Below are 18,211 nucleotides of genomic sequence, written 5' to 3'. Positions count from 1 at the left end.
GGAGTATATAATAACATACAATAATATATATTATCATTTATCATTTGTGAGGGGTATATTGGTAAATATAAAGAGATGCAGGAGGGAAATCACAATGCCAGCAGAACAACCTGACGTTACACAACCGGCTATAGGAAACGTGCTCATTAAGCTTCTTGCGTTCACCTTGATTATATCTTCCATGAGCGCAACGATGTTCAATATTGTTCTTCCCGAGATCCGGACCGACTTTGAATTATCCATGGCTCAAGTCAGCTGGGTATCAACGGCCTATTTACTGATCTATGCAGTGGGTTCCGTTATTTACGGCAAGCTGCTTGATCGTTATCAGGCCAAAAATCTGATCACCTTTGGGCTTCTCGTATTTGCTTCAGGCTCTTTGCTAGGGCTGCTCGCGGGATCTTATCCTTTCGTGCTGATGGCCAGAATTTTGCAAGCGGTGGGCGCATCCGTTATTCCGGCATTAGCCATGTTAATTCCAGTCCGCTATTTCCCACCGGAAAGAAGGGGGCATGCCCTGGGGATTTCGGCTACCGGATTAGCGCTTGGCAACGCGATTGGACCTATTGTTTCATCACTATTGGTATCATTTGTCCATTGGAGATGGCTGTTCGCGATTCCTTTGCTTATTCTCGTCACTTTGCCGTTCTACCGCAAGCATTTGAGCTCGGATATAAAAGAAGGCGGACCTATTGATTGGCTTGGAGGAGGACTACTTACGGGGACGGTAGCCCTGTTGCTGCTTGCGATAACGCAAGGGAACATGTGGCTGGGAGCAGGCAGTGCATTGCTGCTTATCGGTTTCTTGTGGCGCATACGTACAGCGGCTGATCCCTTTATCTCACGGGCGCTTATGAGGGATCGCATTTATTTAATGGGATTAATGATTGCGGCTATCGTGATGAGCGTCAGTTACGCGCTGCCGTTTCTAACGCCTCAATTGTTGGCGGATATCAATCGGTTGGAGCCAGGTTTAATTGGCTTTGTCATGGTTCCCGGAGCTTGCTTGTCGGCTTATTTAGGTCGAAAAGTAGGGAAGTTGGCGGATATCAAAGGCAATTCCTTCGTGTATCACACGGCGTCGTTATTATTATTCAGTTGTTTTCTTCTGTTATCGTTATTTGCAGGGAGTCCAGCCGTTCTGATTGGATTGATTTTCACTCTTGGCAATGTGGGTCAGATGTTCATGCAAATCGTACTATCCAATACCATCTCGCGCAGCATTCCCCGGGATCAGATTGGGGTTGGAATGGGTTTATTAACATTGTGCAATTTCCTTTCCGGCGCGGTCTCTACCGGGATATACGGCAAAGTGATGGACCACGGCGCCCGGTCGAGCTGGATCCCTTGGCATTCAAACGAAGCTTCCTTTGTATTCGGCAATCTTTATCTTATTTTGGCTCTTATTCATATCGGCTTGCTTCTTCTGTATCGCAGCGTATATGTCCGCAAGAAAAAGACGAATACCAATGGGCATATGTTGAGTAATCAAAGATAATAAAAACCGACCGACCTCAGACGAGTTCGGTCTTTTTTTCGGACAAAGCATTGACTCTCCTTATAGAGGATACGATAAATTTCATTATGTTAAATAATGTTGCTAAGATTAGATTGACAATTAAATATCCTAAAGTTAGAATAACTAATGTTAGGATATTAACTGAGCCTAAATAGCACCTGAGATAGGAGGATGCAGATGTCCGAACGCGATGCTGAAGGAATGGAGCTTGATTTAAAGCTAATTCGCGTATTGAGAAATATGGTAAAAGAGTTGTATGCGAGCTTGGAGCAGGATATTGAAAGTTACGGGCTTAGTACTGAGAACTTTCGCATTTTGGAGTTTCTCTATAATAGAGGTCCTCATCCGATCCAGAAGATCAGCGATACCTTTGCTATTCCAAGCGGGAGTATCACCTATGTGGTGGACAAGCTTGAAAAAAAGGGATTGGTGGAACGGATTCCTATTCCGGGAGACCGTAGAAAAACGAATGTCTCCTTAACAACCGCTGGACGAAGCAGCTTTGACGGCATTTTTCCAAAGCACGCTCAATTTATTTCCGAACAATTGTCTTACGCAACGGACGAGGAGAAGCTCGTGTTAATCGATGTAATGAAGAAGATCGGTTACGGTATCAAAAATCATGACAACAAAGATAATCAGAAGCAGGAGGATTAAACATGGAAATTGGGATAGACACATTTGTCGAGACAACACCAGATGTAGTAACAGGCGAAACGATCAGTCATGCGGAGCGTCTGCGTCAAGTAGTGGAGGAAATCGTTCTAGCTGACAAGGTAGGACTGGATGTATTTGGGGTTGGCGAGCATCATCGCAAGGAATTTGGGGATTCTGCAACCGCCGTTATTCTGGCGGCTGCAGCGCCAATGACTAAGAATATTCGCTTAACGAGCTCGGTTACCGTACTTTCGGCGGCGGATCCGGTCCGTTTATTCCAGCAATTTGCAACGCTTGACGGCATCTCGAATGGGAGAGCCGAAATCATTGCAGGCCGTGGTTCTATGGTTGATGCTTTCCCTTTGTTTGGCTACAACTTAAATGATTACGACGCGTTATTCGAGGAAAAGTTAGAGCTTTTGTTGAAATTGAGGGAGTCGGAAAAGGTAACTTGGAACGGCGGATTCCGACCGGCTTTTAAGGATCTGGGTATTTACCCGCGGCCTGTTCAGAATAAGCTGCCTGTATGGCTGGGCAGTGGCGGTAATGCCGGATCGGTAATAAGAGCTGGACAGCTTGGGCTGCCGTTAGTATTGGCCATTATCGGCGGGAGTCCTTTAAACTTTGCTCCGCTTGTGCCGCTTTACAAGAAAGCAGCGGAACGAGCCGGACACGATGTGTCGAAGCTGCAGATAGCCGTGCATTCGCTCGGTTACGTTGCAGAGAGCAACTCGCTTGCGGTTGATCAATATTTTCCGCCTACTCAAGCTTCATTTAATTATTTCGCCAAAGAGCGCGGTTGGGCGCCATATACGCGTGCACAATTCGATGCTTCCCGCACTTTAGAAGGGGCACTATATCTTGGCGATCCGGAAACAGTGGCTAACAAAATCCTATTTATGCGCAAGCATCTAGGCTTTAGCCGGTTCTTCATGCATTTACCGGTTGGAACCATGCCGCATGAGGAAGTTATGAAGGCAATCGAGTTATTGGGAACAGAAGTGGCTCCTCGCGTTCGGGAAGAGGTTGCTAAATTGGAGAATGAAGGTTCAGAAAGAAGAGCGTAAATCGTTCTAATTACTTTGATAAAGATAGAGATAAGGGAGAGAAAGGCAATGCATATCTTATCTGTTGTATTACAGATTATTTTGGGATTAGGATTTTTAATGTTTGGTTTTATGAAATTTGGTTCTAAACAAATGGTTGAGGGATTTAACCATTACGGTTATTCGAATTGGTTCAGAGTGTTTACCGGTATCGTAGAAGTGGTATCGGCCATTCTGGTGATTGCGGGCATCTGGAATGAGGCATTGGCTGCTTGGGGAAGCGTAATCATTCTTATTACGATGATTGGAGCAATAATGACTCATATTAAAATCAATGACAATGTCAAACAGATGGGTATGCCGATTATGTTGTTTATTTTAGGATTGGTCGTTTTTCTAATCAATTATGACGCACTGATATGAAATCTCATATTGACCAATATCGATGTTCAAGAATGAATAAAATGCATGAATTTAATTGATATTATACTTGATTATTTGGTTGAGGAGGAATTATTCATGGGTATTCTAGATAAGAAGATCGTATTGATTACAGGTACAGGCGGAGGTATGGGGCGGGTCGCCGCTCTTACCTTCGCAAGAGAAGGCGCGAAAGTAATCGGCTGCGACATCAATCCTGAAGCCAATAACGAAACGGTTGAACTCGTAAAGAGAGCCGGCGGAGAGATGACCGGTATTGCACCAAGCAATCTTACCGACCCGGAACAAGCTAAGCAAGTAGTGGAAGAGGCCGTAAAAGCTTATGGCGGACTTGATGTTCTGTACAATAATGCGGCTATGCAGAGGTTTGGTCCGATGCCGGACTTCTCTATTGAGGACTGGCGGACAACCATCTCCGGCGAGCTTGATATTCCATTCTTTATGTCAAAATACGCATGGCCTCACCTGGTTAACCGCGGGGGCGGCGTTATCATCAACATCGCTTCGGTAGCCGGCATGATCGCAGGTGAAACCCCTCCAATGGTCGCACATTGCGCTGCTAAAGCAGGCGTCATCGGTATGACTCGTCAGCTTGCGCTGGAAGGTGCGCGTCATGGAATCCGTGCGGTCGCAATCAGCTCCGGTCCAGTTCTCACGCCTGCCAGTGATCGTGATCTGGGTGATAATCAGGCGGCCCGCGATGCAATTACAAGCAAGACGCTGCTCAAGCGTTTTGGTAAACCTGAAGAAATCGTAGAGCTCGCGGCATTTCTGTCTTCTGACCGAGCAGCCTATATCACTGGCGTTAACTACGCGGTTGACGGCGGAGCATCGGCTTGGTGATATTCCAACCCAAGTGTATTCATAAGTTATTAATGGAGAAAGACCAACCTGGATTTGGATTACCAGGTTGGTCTTTGATTATTTAAAATGGTAAAAATTATAATATAGATTGCTTGGAACACTTAATTAAAACGTGACGATTTGTAACATGAAGAGTAACGCATGAACTCGAAAATTGAAAAACCTAAAAAACTAAAAACTAATAAATCTAAAAACTAAAAAATCAAAAACCTAAAACTAAAGATTTAAAAACTAAAGATCTAAAAACTAAAAAATCAAAAACCTAAAACTAAAGATTTAAAAACTAAAGATTTAAAAACTAAAAATCAAAGATCTAAAAACTAAAGATCTGAAAAAAACTAAAGATCTGAAAAAAACTAATTCGAGAATTATGACTAAATTTAAAGAATGTTTTAATAATTCAAGAAATCAAATACTCAAGATAAGATCCAAAATCCAAGAGATCAAAATCCAAATCCAGATCCAAGATCCAAGATCCAAGAACTCAGAACTTCAGTATAACTTTTTCACAAAACCCGTATTTTATACATATGTCAATGAATCGAGTTGTGTGAGCAATGTCCATCCCCCTGACATTTGTCGGATGACAAGAACTTCTATACAAAAAAGCCGCTCGTCTACTCTACCCAAAAGATGATTGCCTTTTCAAGCGTTCAGTTAAAAGCATAATAGTTTACCTAACATCTAGGAGGGATAGCATCGAATTGGTCCCCAAATCGAATCAGCCTATGCAAAGCATCAATCAAGTAAGTGATGCAATTGCACAACGGCTGTGAAGCAGTTTTAGTAACTCACGTCAAACAAAAAAAGAATTCTGTTGATTTTGAGTGGCTACCCATTCTAATGATCTTTTCTCCCCATATTCTCACTACTCATACCCAGTCGGAACAAGTTAGCCTCTGCCGTTACTTCAAATTTTATTTTAGGGAAAATTTCATTCCAATCTTTTCGATATTTTGTAGTCCATATTTTTGGATAAGTTCGATACGCTTGCAATCCAAATCCCATGGCATCACTATTATTTTGTTGCATCGTATTTATAGTAAGATTAATATTATCGACAACATGCTGTGCGATGCTCTGCTCAATTCGACTTCGTTGCCCTGAATAATCATAATTTCTTTCCTGATTCTGATCTTCACTAATACTCACCTTAACCTGGGAGTGAATACGATAAGACAACTCATCATTCTTAAGAATCGGCTTAATGCTTATTTTCGCATGATTAATCGTAACTGTTAAATAACTCCCATTAGAATGGATTGTCTCATCATAATCTCGAATGGACTGGTTCAGAAGCCTGAAACCTAAAGCTGAGTTTCCTTCTAATTTCCCAGTCATTTTGCCATTATGAAAAAGGACAAAACCATCAGACCGAATTTCTTCAGACTCCTGGCCTTCTATGTTTGTCTTTACTTTCTGCACATACGGGAGAAAAGCATCCTGGCCAACATTGATTAATTGATAGATAGCTTCCTTTAGATTGATACGAGAACTTGTTTCTGATTGTAATTGCTCCCTTATCGTTTCTGCGGAGAATCGTTCAATACGTGTATCCGCGTTAAGGAGATCAAGAGCCCTACCTTCAGAAACTGCAATAAATGTGGTTAATCTCTTTTCTGGTGTACGGGTAACAGCATCAATAACGGCTTCAATTCCCTCCGTTCTTGCCAGTTCCTCTCCAATGATTATTACACGCCGATGGCCAAAGAACAGATGCCGTGGGAGGCGATGTTGAAGTTTCGAAACAGCATCGCTAACTGTTTTCCCTGACTCTGTCTTAATTGTGTAGGGTTTCTGTCCACCTGATCCTCCCCCGCCACCCGTGGTTCCCATATTACCAGTAAGCGGAATAAGCACACTGATACGAATGCTTTCTCCTTCTTTATCAGCCCCGCCTGCTAATACGAACGCAACATCATTGACCTCCCGACGATCCCAGCAACTTGTCAAAACGAGGAGCATCACCACACATACACAGACGAACCCTACACGCAACATAATGTTATCTCTCATGGCAGTATCGAGTCCCCTTTCTACAGAATTGCTAAAACATTTGCATAGACATAAACCAAGTATTTTAAAGAAATTCCTTCTTGGTCTAAGCCCCTTCCTGATCAGGTCTAGGTTTCTGAGAGCCACCTAATCTAATCTCATTGCTGCTATCTGCAATGATAACCGGTCGTTTACGCATCGCCCACCAAGGTACACGAAGCAGGACATCCTTCAAATTTGAAACAACAAGCGGTGATACAGGCATCATATACGGCTTGCCAAATGAACGTAAACCACATAAATGAGCCATCAAAATCATAAGTCCTGACATTACACCAAACAAGCCAAATGTGCCTGCCAAGATCATTAAAACGAAGCGTATAAGACGGGCAGCAACCCCCATATTGACTGCGGGGATAACAAAACTCGCGATCGCCGTAAAGGAAACGACAATCACCATAGCAGCTGAAATAATCCCCGCTTGCACCGCTGCCTGACCAAGAACGAGTGCACCAACAATCGAAATTGCTGGTCCGATAATGCGTGGCATTCGAACACCCGCTTCCCGCAGGATCTCGAAGGTGACCTCCATTAGGAAAGCTTCAAGCAGTGCCGGAAACGGAGTTCCCTCCCGCTGAGCGGCCAAGCTGATAAGCAACGGTGTCGGAAGCATTTCCTGATGAAAGGTCGTAATAGCAATGTACAGCGATGGTAGCAGCATCGTTATAAAGAAGGAAACCATCCGGATAATTCGCAGGAAGGTCGCTATATGAGAGCGCTGGTAATAATCGTCGCTGGATTGAAAGAACTTGAAGAAGGTTACAGGTGCCAAGAGAGAAAAGACAGAACTTCCTTCCAACATGGCATAGCCGGCTTGCTCGATCGTATTGACCTCAAAAAGTTTGCCGAAGACTATAGACTGCTGGGTCAAATGGTGGTAAAGGCTATTGGATTTCCCGCTATCAGAACCAGTCTTGTAATGGGTATCCTCAAGCAGGCCAAGTAGTATTGTACTAATGGCACTACTATCCGTTATACCGTCAATATAAAGAAGCGCATAACGCGTATTTCCATAAAATCGGTGTTGAAGAGTACGGCATACAATATCCTCGCCTCTGCCTAGGAATCGATGCAGTCGTTCAATATTGATATCAAAATCTGGAAGAAGCACTTGCTCAGCTTGTCCTACCCGCCCAGACAAAGACCCAGGCTTCTTTCTGGGCTTTTCTGAACTCTTATCAATTGGCATGGTTTCTGTCCTCACTAATTGACTGGTTTATATGATTGCTATAGAAAACTACACCGACTAAAGCAGAAGTACGAGGCTGAATACTTAATAAATTGAAAAGTTTGGATTTCTTATCTTGCGTAATTTTTTGGTAATTCATTCAAGGAGAACAAATTAAAAAAAGCCATCTAACATTCAGACAGCTCAACAAACACTTAAGTATGTTTTTGACATCATTAATATTAACTCCGTTTATTCGGCTTCTTCCAGTATCTTTTTCAGTTTCAAACGTAGCTGCTTCTCTCGATGGACTCTGCTTCTATCATCTTCTCGCAACGCCATTTGAAGGGAAATACACATTCCCACCAGAATGACCGCAAAAGGCAGCGCTGCTGCAATAGATGCAGTCTGCAGGCCATTTAACCCCCCACTAACGAGCAAGACGCAAGCAATAGACGATTGTAGAATCCCCCAAGTGATTTTAACCTTATTCGATGGATTAAGGCTTCCGTCAGAGGAAAGCATGCCCAGTACGAAAGTTGCTGAATCTGCCGAAGTGACAAAAAACGTAATGATGAGCAGCGTAGCGATAACCGCAATCACATTCCCTAAGGGTAACTGCTCCAGCGTCAAGAAAAGCGCAGAGGTCACATCCTCCTTTACCGCTTTGGCTAACTCTATATGATCAAACATTTCCAGATGCAGCCCGGTCCCTCCGAATACGGAAAACCATAAGAAGCCGAAAGCGCTCGGAACCAGCAGCACGCCAAGAACGAACTCCTTAATGGTTCTTCCACGTGATACGCGTGCAATGAAGGTCCCTACAAAAGGTGCCCATGCGATCCACCATGCCCAATAGAACAACGTCCAAGTACCAATCCAAGTACCTTGCGTAAAAGGCGTTAGCCTTAGACTCATTGCAATCAAATTCTGCAAGTAACCGCCCAGAGACAACGTAAACGTATCGAAAATGAAGGAGGTTGGACCCATAAGCAACACGAAGAGAAGTAGAACTATCGCGATCAGCAAGTTCAAGTTGCTAAGCAGCTTGATCCCTTTATCCAAACCGGTCGTAGCCGACAGCAAAAATAGAACGGTTACAATCACAATAATACCGATCTGTGAAGCTATGGAGCTCGGCAGACCAAATAAATGATTTAGTCCTCCGTTAATCTGCAATGTCCCTAGTCCAAGCGAAGTAGCTACGCCGAATGCTGTTGCGATAATGGCCAAAATGTCTATTAATTTGCCTAACCAGCCCGTGACAAGCTTCTCCCCAATTAAAGGGATGAACGCTGAGCTAATGAGCCCTTTGTACCCTTTACGGAATTGAAAGTACGCCAATGACAAAGAGATAACCGTATAAACACCCCATGGATGTAGTCCCCAATGGAAAAAGACATAACGCATGGCTAGTCTTGCCGCATCGGCTGTTCCGCTCTCCGCCCCTTCCGGCGGTGTCATATAATGCGACAAGGGCTCTGCTACTCCCCAGAACACAAGCCCGATACCCATGCCCGCGCTGAACAGCATGGCAAACCACGAAATCGTAGAATATTCTGGCTCATCATCATCGCTGCCAAGCCGAATCGAACCGAACCGGCTAAAGGCCAGATAGAGCGCATATACGAGAAAACCCAAAGTAGCCATCAAATAAAACCAGCCAAAGTTCACAATGGAGAAAGCAAATGTTCGATCGGCAGCCTCAGCTAGCTGTCCGGGAGCAAATGCTCCCCAAAGTACAAACAGTAAGATAACAACCAACGCGATAATAAATATCATCATTCAGACCTCATTTCTTTGTTGCAGGGGTCACCCCTTTTAATTAAGATTTCCAGCTTCTTCATCGCTATGCAAAAAAAGCGTAAGCCTGTTAAGCTTACGCCTTGAAATGTCATAAACGAGCTATGTTTTACCCAATCATCAGCTTTTCCTCTGGATACCGATAATACTGTTTATTCGACGATCGTGTCATGGCATACGCCATTGTAAGCGGACCAAGCCGACCTATAAACATGGTCGCGATAATGACCAGCTTACCGGCAAAGGTAAGCTTGCTTGTTAAACCAAGCGTCATGCCTACCGTACCAAATGCAGACGTGGCCTCAAACAAAATATCCATAAAATTGTGATCGGTATGCCGCTCAGTAATTGTAAGCAGGATTGCGCAAACAAGTACAACGCCAAGTGAAATGATAATTACCGCCAATGCTCGTAAAATAAAATCGGTCGCCAATCGTCTCTTATAAATGACAACATCCTCTCTGCCCCTGACAATAGCAAGGACGCTCATAATGAGAACGGCAAACGTATTGGTCTTTATCCCCCCTGCTGTGGACCCCGAAGAACCACCAATAAACATTAGAACAATCATAAATAACTGTGAAGCGGGAAGCATGGCAGCCAGATCGATCGAATTAAATCCGGCGGTTCTCGTAACAACGCCTTGAAAGTAGCTGGCCCATAAACGCTCCGGCCAGGATAATAGACCAAAGGTTTCCGGATTGAGCAACTCCATGCATAAAATCCATACCGTTCCGCTTACGATAAGGATCGCATTAGTAGTAAGTACGATTTTGCTATGCAAGGACAAGTCCTTCCAGTTTCGTTTTTTCAGCAGATCAAGAATAACGGTAAAGCCTAGACCCCCGAAAATAAACAAGAGTGTGATAACGATATTTACCGTCGGATCGCCTACGTACCGCATCAGGCTGTCCGACCATAAAGCGAAACCTGCATTATTAAAAGCAGATACGGCATGAAAAATTCCATAATAGATGGCTCTAGCTGTTCCATACTCTCCCGACCATCGTATAGCTAATACAAGCGCAGCCAAGGACTCGATAACGAGCGCAATCAGAAATATGTTAAGCGCCAGCCTAACCACACCTTGCGGAGAATAGGAGTTGATGGACTGTTGGATGAGCAATCGCTCTCTTAACCCGATTTTCTTACCGATCAGGATCGCAAACAAAACCCCAAAGACCATGAAACCCAGGCCGCCAATTTGAATTAGCACCAGAATGACCAACTCTCCAAAGGTTGTAAAAGTTGACGGAACATCCACGACGGATAACCCCGTTACGCACACGGCCGAGGTAGCCACAAATAAGGCGTCAATCCATCCAATACTGTTACCCGAAGCCGACGAGACCGGTAGAGCAAGGAGAATCGCACCAACGACAATCAATAAGGCAAAACCAAAAATAATAATTCTTGGCGCTGATATTCTTTTTAGATTAATAAAATCTTTCGCAAAAGGAAAACTTGCTTCTTTTCCGGACATAGTACACTCCTTACATTCGTTAGCCTACCCATTCAACTTGCATCAACAACTTATGCTTCATTAGCTGCAGGACAAAATCGGCATAAAATTCCGGACGCACGATTGCGCTGTACCGATGATTCGGGTACGTATAGAACAAGACATCCGTATACACGTCATCGCTTTCAAAAAAAGCTCGCACTGCTTTTAGTTTCGGCAAGATATCCTCTACATGATCAAGCACTTGCAGATGGAACTCAATATCTTCACCGTTCTTGGACTCCACGATCTCAATATCCTTGTTGTTGTATTGATAAGCTAGTATAGCAATCGCCCCCCGTTAATTAAGATATCTTAAATAGACATATACGCTGGATAATACGATAGATAAAAGCATTAAAGGAAAAGCTATCTTCATGTAAGCCAAAAACTTTATGGGATAGCCTTCTTTGCCGGACATCCCTGCAGCAATCAGATTTGCGCTTGCACCGATTAGAGTACCATTCCCGCCAAGACAAGCCCCGAGGGCAAGACTCCACCACAATGGCTCCAAATTCTGCACGCCCATGCTTCCCATTTCCTGAATCATGGGGATCATAGTCGCGACAAACGGGATATTATCCAGAAAGGCCGATGCAATTGCACTGAGCCAAAGAATCAACATGGAGGTTGCTACGGGATCGCCATGTGTCAAATTAATCGCCCTGGCCGCCAAATTCGCAATAACTCCGGTCTCCACAAGCCCTGAAACAAGAGCAAACAGGCCAATAAAGAAAAAGATAGTTGTCCATTCTACCTTGCTGAAGGCATCCTCCATCCGATGTTCGCCGGTTAACAGAAGCAGAAGAAAAGCTCCGGATAAGGCAACGGCTGCGGATTCCAGATGAAGCATTTGATGAAGGAAAAAGGCCAAAATCGTCAGTCCCAAGATAATTAAGCTTTTTATCAAAAGTTTTTTATCCGTTATGATACCGGAGAGCTCCAGGTCCATAATATTTTGCGTCCGTTCCGGCGTCGTTTGAATCTGCTTTCGGAACAGCAAGACAAATAACAGCACATATACCACCATAATGACAATAATGATAGGTGTTAAATTTAAGATGAAGGCACTAAAGGTAAGCTCTTTGACCGCGCTTCCGATCATGATGTTCGGAGGATCGCCAATCAAAGTGGCTGTTCCGCCTACATTGGAAGCAATGATTTGAGTCATGAGAAATGGAATCGGAGTTACTCTCAACTGTCTTGTTATACTGAAGGTTACCGGAACCATCAAAAGAATGGTCGTAACATTATCCAGGAATGCAGAGCCCACGGCTGTGATGAGCGACAATACGATCATGATCCGAACGGGCTTACCTTTCGCCATTTTTGAAGCCCAGATGGCAATGTACTTAAATAGCCCCGTATCTGCCGTAATCGATACGATAATCATCATACCGATAAGCAGGCCCAGCGTATTGAAATCGATATGATGCAGCACTGTTTCTTGATTGACAATACCTGCCGCCACGATCACTAGTCCCCCTAGCATGGCGATGATCGTCCGATGGATTTTCTCCGTAATAATGAGTGCGTATGCCACCGAAAAAATGACAATAGCCCAAATAGCTTGTTGTTCCATGTTGCCCTCCCGTATGTGCTATTAAATAAGTATCTCCAAAAAAAGACAAAAGGAGCCCACAATTGACAGGCTCCACCGGGAATTACTTATTAAATTCATTATTAATCAAGTTTACCTAATGAATGTTATACTTGTAAAGCATTTTTCACCAAGTTAATTTCCTGCCGTTGGCTTTTTTGTTTCTCCAATTCCCAGCTTTAATACAAGCGGTTTAATGGTCAAGCCTTGAACAAGCAACGAGAACAGTACCACACTGAATGCTAGCACAAGCACATCATCCTTCCCTGAGAAGGAGTCAGGTAAGCTTAACGCCAACGCAATCGACAAGCTCCCTTTCAACCCACCCCAATTCAGAATGGACTTCCAAGCTCTTGGAAACTCCCGAAGCATCGCAACACTCGCATAAAGAGCAATGGTTCTTCCGGCCAGCACAATCAAGATGGCTCCTGCAATGATTAACCATTTATCCGAGAAGTCGACGTTCTTGATCTCAAGACCGATCATAAGGAAAATCAGCGAGTTCGCTACCAGCGTAATCACGTCCCAGAACGAATCGATATTCATTCTGGTTGTTGCGGACATCCCAATCCGTGCTCCGTAGCTGCCAAAGATCAGTCCGCTTACGACAACTGCGATAACGCCGGAAACATGGAAATGCTCCGCGATAAAGAAGCTGCCAAAAAATAAGAGCATGGAAAAGCCGATTTCGAGCGGATAATCATCGTAAAAGCGAATCAACTGCGAAAAGATCCAGCCCATTACCGCTCCTATTGCAATTCCGCCAAGCGCAAATTTCAGAAACAGCCATACTCCGCTTCCAACCCCGGCAAAGCCCATATCGATGTAAGAGAGAAGATAAATGGATGAAATCTGAAATAGAACCACTGCAATACCGTCATTAAATAATGACTCGCCTTCGATAATCGTAACGAGCGACTTCGGCACGCCTAGCGATTTAAATATGGAAATCACGCTGATCGGATCGGTTGCGCTCATCAAAGAGGCGAAAGTAAATGCCACGACAACCGGCAGCCCAAGCCAAAAATAAGATCCGGCCGCAATGAGTAGGAATGAAAGTAAAGTTCCTCCGAAAGCTAATGCCAGCACTGGCTTACTATGCTTCTTGAGCTGGTCAACCGGTAGTTTAAGCGTTGCGTCACCAAGAAGAATGGGTAAAAAGAGCGAAATAATAACCGATTGAAACACATGCGACTGCGTAATAAAGGACTCCGCTTCCTCCAATACCGGAATATGAGTTACGCCAAGAATGAGCCCTACGATAACAAGCGCGATGGAATACGGCTGGTTTATTTTCTTCGCAATGGCTATAACAAACATGGATACGGCAAGCAGAATGAGCAGCTGAATAAGGGTTTCATTAAATAATTCCATTGGGATATCCTCCGTTTCTAACAACAACATCCATTTCAGTGTTCCTAAAGCACTCTTTCGTCATTCACCTCTTTATGCAGGATAAATAGACAAAAGGAGCCCGCTGTTGGCAGGCTCCTCCGGACGTTCCTTTATTTATCCATAATCTAACATGAACAACTGTCGCTTGTAAAGAGCTGCTACAACTCATTGGTGGAAATAATGGCTTCATTTTTCTTGACCGGTTTATTCCAATACAGCTCGCTTCCTGGCAAATCATCAAACCAGGTAGCATCTTCCGGACAATCCAGCATCATAAATTTACCGTATTCGTTATCACGAGACTGATGGTATTTCAAATAGGCTTTGCCATTATCGATTGCCAGTATCTCGATTTTGCCCGAAGTATGACTCATCGATAAACGTACACGTTTTCCTAACCCGGAAGTAAGAGCCTTTGCTTCCTCCACCATTTGATATACCTTTGCTAGCGGAAGCACAAACTCACGATTGCCAGCAACCGGCCGATTAACAAAGAAATAATAAGGCGTTACACCAGCCCATGACAGACGGTCAAGGAGTTCAGACAGTACAGCCGGCTGATCATTAATTCCTTTTAACACAGGTGTCTGGTTCACTACAATTGCTCCAGCTTCATGGAGCGCCTTGAAGCCTCGCTTAGCCTCCGCGGTAATTTCCCTGGGATGATTAATATGTGCCATCACATAAATCCGTTTCTCTTCCGTGGAAAATTCGCGAATTAGAGCGAGCAGCTCTTCATCTTCATAGATTCTCATCGGATTAAATACTGGCATTTTAGAACCAAGCCTGATAATTTTGACGTGATCGATTTGACGCAGCTGCTCGATAATGAAGCGGAGCTTGGAAGTAGCCAGAATTAGACTGTCTCCCCCGGTAAGAAGAACATTGTTTATCTCCGGATGCGAGGCTATATAGGCAATACCAGGCGATACGTCTGCCATCGCTTCTTTCACATCATTTCGAAACAAACGTTTGCGAAAACAATACCTGCAATAGGAACCGCACACTTCCGATACGATAAGCAGCGCTGTCGTCGCATACTTGTGCTGACATCCGGGAACGACATAATTCGTATCCTCGTCTGATGCATCCCACCGGCCATATTCCAGCAGTTCGCCTTCATTTGGAATAACAAGTTTGCGAATCGGATCGTCAGGATCTTCCCAATCAATAAGGCTTAAATAATAATCATTCACACGAAATACAAACTTATCCGTAATGGGCTTTAACACTTGTCTTTCCTGCTCCGGCAACGCACTTACTTTGGCAATATCCGTAATGTACTTCACTTTTTGCATTAGACCTTGCTCCTTTGATGCCCTGCTACAGGGAGATTAAAGGGAGCCAAATTGTCAAAATGCCAAGAGAACTTCATCAGCTGGGTCATAAAATAAAAAGAGACCCTTAAATGAAATAAAGGGTCTCGGACAATCTCAAGTTGATTTCATGCGTCGGAATTGACCCATCCACTGCTGACGAGGTTAGCTGACGGACTCGGGTAAGATGGTACCCTACATTTCTGATTTATCGAAATGATTCGCCCCAATTGACTGGTTCCCCCGCTTTTCAGCCAAGGCTGAAAACTAAGCGTAGACTTATTGTATCATTAATGTTTGATTAGTCAAACATTTCCTGCAATAGATAAAGGACTTTATTCCTAGCCTGGTTATTTTAATGAAGTATACTTCTCCAATGAAATTTTTCTCTGTTTCCAAATTCGTTTGTTTACAATCGTCCATAACCCTAATAGGGATAAGATTACAAGTGCCCACATAAAAATCATCTTTGGCAGTGTTACGATCTTACTATACCTTGTGATAACACTAATGACCATCATTGCAAGAAAAGCAAATGAAAAATGTTCTTCGGCTTTTTTATAAAATTCATATTTTCTGGTCACGACTTTAAGGATCCGAAAATGGTCTTCCTTGGTTCCGAAATACGGAGGATTTTCTGAATCAGAATCCTGCGTTTCGGAACGATAATCTGCATGTTTCATTTTCATCTCCCCTTTGTTAGATTTGCTGGGCACAAAAAAAGAGCCCCACAAATGAAGGGTCTCTTATCAAATTAAGCATAAGGTAATGGACCCATCTACTGCTGACGAGGTTAGCTGGCGGGCTCGGATAAGATGGTATCCTACATTTCTGATTGTGAAATGATTCGCCCCAATGGATTGGTTCCCCCGCTTTTCAGCCAAGCAAGCTGAAAACTAAGCGTAAACTTATTGTAAGCGTTTAGATATTTAAAGTCAAAATGATCGAATCAGGCACGACAGTTTTCAGAGTGTCGGTTTAACAAGCTGAAAATACGAATCCATAAAGGATTGAGGGTTTACAGAAATCATAAAAGGAAAAACTCCTTGATTCGTATGCAAATAAAGAAACCCCTCCTCTTCCCCCAGTTCTTTATAAGACATATCCGAAACATCCTCCAAGCGGAATTCCCTGTACTTTGTCATAATCTTTTCTTTATAAAGGTACAGCTTCCTAGCTTCTTTAACGGTTATCTGCGTGCCATTCGAAACTTCTCTGTTTATTTTATAATAATCGAGCACCGCTATCGAATCGATGACAATTCCCTCCCATCAAATGCATTGTTTAAACCATACTTTACCCCCAGTTGTAAAGCAAATCCCGTGTCGTACTTTCCTAATTAAAAAACAAAAAAGCCGCATCATTATGCGACTCCATTGTTTTAGAAATATCCGCTCTGCATGTTCCGGATCATTATTTCTCTAGCAACTTCGCCCAGAAGCCTCCGCGGAAATGACGGGGCTCATGCGAGATGACGAATGCCTTTGGAGCATCCGCTTCGATTCGTTCAAGCAGCCGCTTCTCGTTGCTGCGCTTCACCAGCACCTGCATGACAAGCCGCTGACCATCCCGCCCTTCCCCGGTCCATGACGTGACGCCGTATCCGTATTGACGAAGCTTGTCCGGCAGGCTTGTGTTCACCGAATTCGAAATCACCTGAACGACCGAATAGCCAAGAGCGAGCTGTTCTTCGATTCGGCTACCCAGATAGACGCCAATGCCAAAGCCCATGCAATAGGCCGCCATATGAATCGGACTCGATAGATTGTTTAGGACAAGGTTTAATCCCGCCAGATAAATGAACACCTCTACCATCGCGAATAGAGAGGCTGCGCCTCTCTTGCCTTTCAGCACAAGAATAAGGCGCAGCGTAAAGATAGATACATAGGCAATATTAATGCCCAAAATCGAAAGAGTGATTAGAACAAGACTCATTGCTCTGAACGGGAAGCGATGTAGGCAGGACGGGGCTTCTGCCCCGAATAGGGCTGGACAAGCCGGTTATCTACGCTGTTGTAAACCATAAAGACATTGCTTCTTGGATACGGCGAAATATTACTCGACGAGCCGTGCATTACATTACAGTCGAATAAGAGAACCGAGCCTGCCTTGCCAACCGGCATTACGATTCCTCCTTCTTGCGCTAGGAAGGTCAAGCTGTCTTGATCGGGAACGCCGTATTCCTGCTTCCGAAGCGAATCCTTGAAATGATTCTCCGGCGTTTGGCCAACGCAGGATACGAATTTCCGATGAGAACCCGGCATAACCATAAGCGGCCCGTTATGAGGCGTATTATCCTCCAGCGCGATGGAGCAACTAAGCGCGCGCATGGACGGCATGCCGTCTTCCACGTGCCAGGTTTCAAAATCCGAATGCCAGTAAAATTCCTTGCCGGTAAAGCCCGGCTTGAAATTAATCCGGGATTGGTGAATGTAAGTTTTTGAGCCTAGCAAATATTCCATAATAGCTGTCAGACGGGGATGTAGAGACAACTCCCGAAACACTGGATTGTTGTCGTGCACGGCGAAGATCGAACGAACCTCCTTGCCTCCCGGCTCACGAATGACATGCTCGGCCTCTTGCTCGCTGTAACGCTGCTGCAGCCTCTTCAGTTCAGCCTTCCAATCCCTTACTTCATCCGGAGAGAAGAAGTTTTCCAGAAACAAATAGCCATCCCGTTCATAAGAATCTGATTGCTCCTTGGTGAGCGGGCTGCCGGCGGCCCAAGCACTGTACACGACAGGATCAAGACGTTTTAACAAGGCTGCCTCCTGTTTCACCCTGGATGGATAACGATCAGCCGTTTTACTCGTCATTACTGGTTTTGTTTGCATGGATAAATCCTC

Annotated in this window: 16 protein-coding genes and 2 riboswitches; of the genes, 5 read left to right on the top strand and 11 right to left on the bottom strand. The window is 44.2% G+C overall.

The features are described from left to right. Positions 1 to 94: 94 nt before the first annotated feature. The 5 genes from ACR9FF_RS16340 to ACR9FF_RS16320 all read left to right on the top strand — a co-directional run bounded on the left by ACR9FF_RS16340 (position 95) and on the right by ACR9FF_RS16320 (position 4,506). Entirely contained in the window at positions 95 to 1,498 is a 1,404-nt protein-coding gene (locus ACR9FF_RS16340; RefSeq protein WP_435163049.1) for an MFS transporter, read from the top strand. A 198-nt stretch (positions 1,499 to 1,696) separates the two neighbouring features. Then, positions 1,697 to 2,176: a MarR family winged helix-turn-helix transcriptional regulator gene (locus ACR9FF_RS16335; RefSeq protein WP_435163047.1), complete on the top strand. Its 480-nt coding sequence runs from the start codon at positions 1,697 to 1,699 to the stop codon at positions 2,174 to 2,176. Between the two features lie 2 nt (positions 2,177 to 2,178). Next, the gene (locus ACR9FF_RS16330; protein WP_435163045.1) at positions 2,179 to 3,243 is read left to right on the top strand and encodes an LLM class flavin-dependent oxidoreductase; all 1,065 of its coding nucleotides are present in this window, start codon (positions 2,179 to 2,181) and stop codon (positions 3,241 to 3,243) included. 48 nt (positions 3,244 to 3,291) lie between these two features. Continuing rightward, complete coding sequence (locus ACR9FF_RS16325; protein WP_435163043.1) at positions 3,292 to 3,645, top strand: DoxX family protein; 354 nt, start codon at positions 3,292 to 3,294, stop codon at positions 3,643 to 3,645. Positions 3,646 to 3,741: 96 nt separating this feature from the next. Beyond that, positions 3,742 to 4,506, top strand: a complete 765-nt coding sequence (locus tag ACR9FF_RS16320; RefSeq protein WP_435163041.1) for an SDR family NAD(P)-dependent oxidoreductase — start codon at positions 3,742 to 3,744, stop codon at positions 4,504 to 4,506. An 861-nt stretch (positions 4,507 to 5,367) separates the two neighbouring features. Here the strand turns inward: ACR9FF_RS16320 and ACR9FF_RS16315 are convergent. The 11 genes from ACR9FF_RS16315 to thpD all read right to left on the bottom strand — a co-directional run bounded on the left by ACR9FF_RS16315 (position 5,368) and on the right by thpD (position 18,199). Beyond that, the gene (locus ACR9FF_RS16315) at positions 5,368 to 6,543 is read right to left on the bottom strand and encodes a Ger(x)C family spore germination protein (protein WP_435163039.1); all 1,176 of its coding nucleotides are present in this window, start codon (positions 6,541 to 6,543) and stop codon (positions 5,368 to 5,370) included. 85 nt (positions 6,544 to 6,628) lie between these two features. After that, the gene (locus ACR9FF_RS16310) at positions 6,629 to 7,771 is read right to left on the bottom strand and encodes a spore germination protein (protein ID WP_435163037.1); all 1,143 of its coding nucleotides are present in this window, start codon (positions 7,769 to 7,771) and stop codon (positions 6,629 to 6,631) included. Between the two features lie 231 nt (positions 7,772 to 8,002). After that, positions 8,003 to 9,532 carry a glycine betaine uptake BCCT transporter gene (locus tag ACR9FF_RS16305; RefSeq protein ID WP_435172134.1) on the bottom strand — a complete coding sequence of 510 codons (1,530 nt, stop codon included), beginning with the start codon at positions 9,530 to 9,532 and terminating at the stop codon, positions 8,003 to 8,005. Between the two features lie 130 nt (positions 9,533 to 9,662). Next, positions 9,663 to 11,036, bottom strand: a complete 1,374-nt coding sequence (locus ACR9FF_RS16300) for a TrkH family potassium uptake protein (RefSeq protein WP_435163036.1) — start codon at positions 11,034 to 11,036, stop codon at positions 9,663 to 9,665. Positions 11,037 to 11,055: 19 nt separating this feature from the next. Continuing rightward, positions 11,056 to 11,301, bottom strand: coding sequence for a hypothetical protein (locus ACR9FF_RS16295; RefSeq protein WP_435163035.1), 246 nt, complete (start codon positions 11,299 to 11,301; stop codon positions 11,056 to 11,058). A gap of 54 nt (positions 11,302 to 11,355) precedes the next feature. Then, on the bottom strand, positions 11,356 to 12,636 hold the full coding sequence (locus ACR9FF_RS16290; RefSeq protein ID WP_435163033.1) for an ArsB/NhaD family transporter: 1,281 nt from the start codon (positions 12,634 to 12,636) through the stop codon (positions 11,356 to 11,358). 153 nt (positions 12,637 to 12,789) lie between these two features. Beyond that, positions 12,790 to 14,028 (bottom strand): cation:proton antiporter, encoded by a 1,239-nt coding sequence (locus ACR9FF_RS16285; RefSeq protein ID WP_435163031.1) that lies wholly within the window; start codon positions 14,026 to 14,028, stop codon positions 12,790 to 12,792. A gap of 179 nt (positions 14,029 to 14,207) precedes the next feature. Continuing rightward, positions 14,208 to 15,347, bottom strand: coding sequence for a KamA family radical SAM protein (locus ACR9FF_RS16280; RefSeq protein WP_435163029.1), 1,140 nt, complete (start codon positions 15,345 to 15,347; stop codon positions 14,208 to 14,210). Between the two features lie 157 nt (positions 15,348 to 15,504). After that, a riboswitch (cyclic di-AMP (ydaO/yuaA leader) is annotated at positions 15,505 to 15,649 on the bottom strand. A gap of 66 nt (positions 15,650 to 15,715) precedes the next feature. Continuing rightward, the gene (locus tag ACR9FF_RS16275) at positions 15,716 to 16,048 is read right to left on the bottom strand and encodes a hypothetical protein (protein ID WP_435163027.1); all 333 of its coding nucleotides are present in this window, start codon (positions 16,046 to 16,048) and stop codon (positions 15,716 to 15,718) included. An 83-nt stretch (positions 16,049 to 16,131) separates the two neighbouring features. Next, positions 16,132 to 16,278, bottom strand: a riboswitch (cyclic di-AMP (ydaO/yuaA leader). A 500-nt stretch (positions 16,279 to 16,778) separates the two neighbouring features. Further along, a complete protein-coding gene (locus tag ACR9FF_RS16270; protein ID WP_435163025.1) occupies positions 16,779 to 17,300 on the bottom strand; it encodes a DUF2179 domain-containing protein in 522 nt (173 codons plus the stop codon). Then, positions 17,297 to 18,199, bottom strand: coding sequence for an ectoine hydroxylase (gene thpD, locus ACR9FF_RS16265; protein WP_435163023.1), 903 nt, complete (start codon positions 18,197 to 18,199; stop codon positions 17,297 to 17,299). The genes ACR9FF_RS16270 and thpD overlap by 4 nt, the downstream gene beginning before the upstream one ends. Positions 18,200 to 18,211 lie beyond the last annotated feature (12 nt).

Origin of the sequence: Paenibacillus glycanilyticus, assembly GCF_051200795.1 — a bacterium.
GTDB classification, from domain to species: domain Bacteria; phylum Bacillota; class Bacilli; order Paenibacillales; family Paenibacillaceae; genus Pristimantibacillus; species Pristimantibacillus glycanilyticus.
This window is presented reverse-complemented; position numbering and strand designations above follow the sequence as displayed.

What these genes read in the sequence shown, in the direction of transcription:
- ACR9FF_RS16300 (WP_435163036.1), bottom strand. Translation starts at nt 11,036, where the DNA reads ATGTCCGGAAAAGAAGCAAGTTTTCCTTTTGCGAAAGATTTTATTAAT.
- ACR9FF_RS16305 (WP_435172134.1), bottom strand. Translation starts at nt 9,532, where the DNA reads ATGATATTTATTATCGCGTTGGTTGTTATCTTACTGTTTGTACTTTGG.
- ACR9FF_RS16320 (WP_435163041.1), top strand. Translation starts at nt 3,742, where the DNA reads ATGGGTATTCTAGATAAGAAGATCGTATTGATTACAGGTACAGGCGGA.
- ACR9FF_RS16340 (WP_435163049.1), top strand. Translation starts at nt 95, where the DNA reads ATGCCAGCAGAACAACCTGACGTTACACAACCGGCTATAGGAAACGTG.
- ACR9FF_RS16270 (WP_435163025.1), bottom strand. Translation starts at nt 17,300, where the DNA reads ATGAGTCTTGTTCTAATCACTCTTTCGATTTTGGGCATTAATATTGCC.
- ACR9FF_RS16280 (WP_435163029.1), bottom strand. Translation starts at nt 15,347, where the DNA reads ATGCAAAAAGTGAAGTACATTACGGATATTGCCAAAGTAAGTGCGTTG.
- ACR9FF_RS16330 (WP_435163045.1), top strand. Translation starts at nt 2,179, where the DNA reads ATGGAAATTGGGATAGACACATTTGTCGAGACAACACCAGATGTAGTA.
- ACR9FF_RS16315 (WP_435163039.1), bottom strand. Translation starts at nt 6,543, where the DNA reads ATGAGAGATAACATTATGTTGCGTGTAGGGTTCGTCTGTGTATGTGTG.
- ACR9FF_RS16290 (WP_435163033.1), bottom strand. Translation starts at nt 12,636, where the DNA reads ATGGAACAACAAGCTATTTGGGCTATTGTCATTTTTTCGGTGGCATAC.
- ACR9FF_RS16335 (WP_435163047.1), top strand. Translation starts at nt 1,697, where the DNA reads ATGTCCGAACGCGATGCTGAAGGAATGGAGCTTGATTTAAAGCTAATT.
- ACR9FF_RS16310 (WP_435163037.1), bottom strand. Translation starts at nt 7,771, where the DNA reads ATGCCAATTGATAAGAGTTCAGAAAAGCCCAGAAAGAAGCCTGGGTCT.
- ACR9FF_RS16285 (WP_435163031.1), bottom strand. Translation starts at nt 14,028, where the DNA reads ATGGAATTATTTAATGAAACCCTTATTCAGCTGCTCATTCTGCTTGCC.
- ACR9FF_RS16325 (WP_435163043.1), top strand. Translation starts at nt 3,292, where the DNA reads ATGCATATCTTATCTGTTGTATTACAGATTATTTTGGGATTAGGATTT.
- thpD (WP_435163023.1), bottom strand. Translation starts at nt 18,199, where the DNA reads ATGCAAACAAAACCAGTAATGACGAGTAAAACGGCTGATCGTTATCCA.
- ACR9FF_RS16275 (WP_435163027.1), bottom strand. Translation starts at nt 16,048, where the DNA reads ATGAAACATGCAGATTATCGTTCCGAAACGCAGGATTCTGATTCAGAA.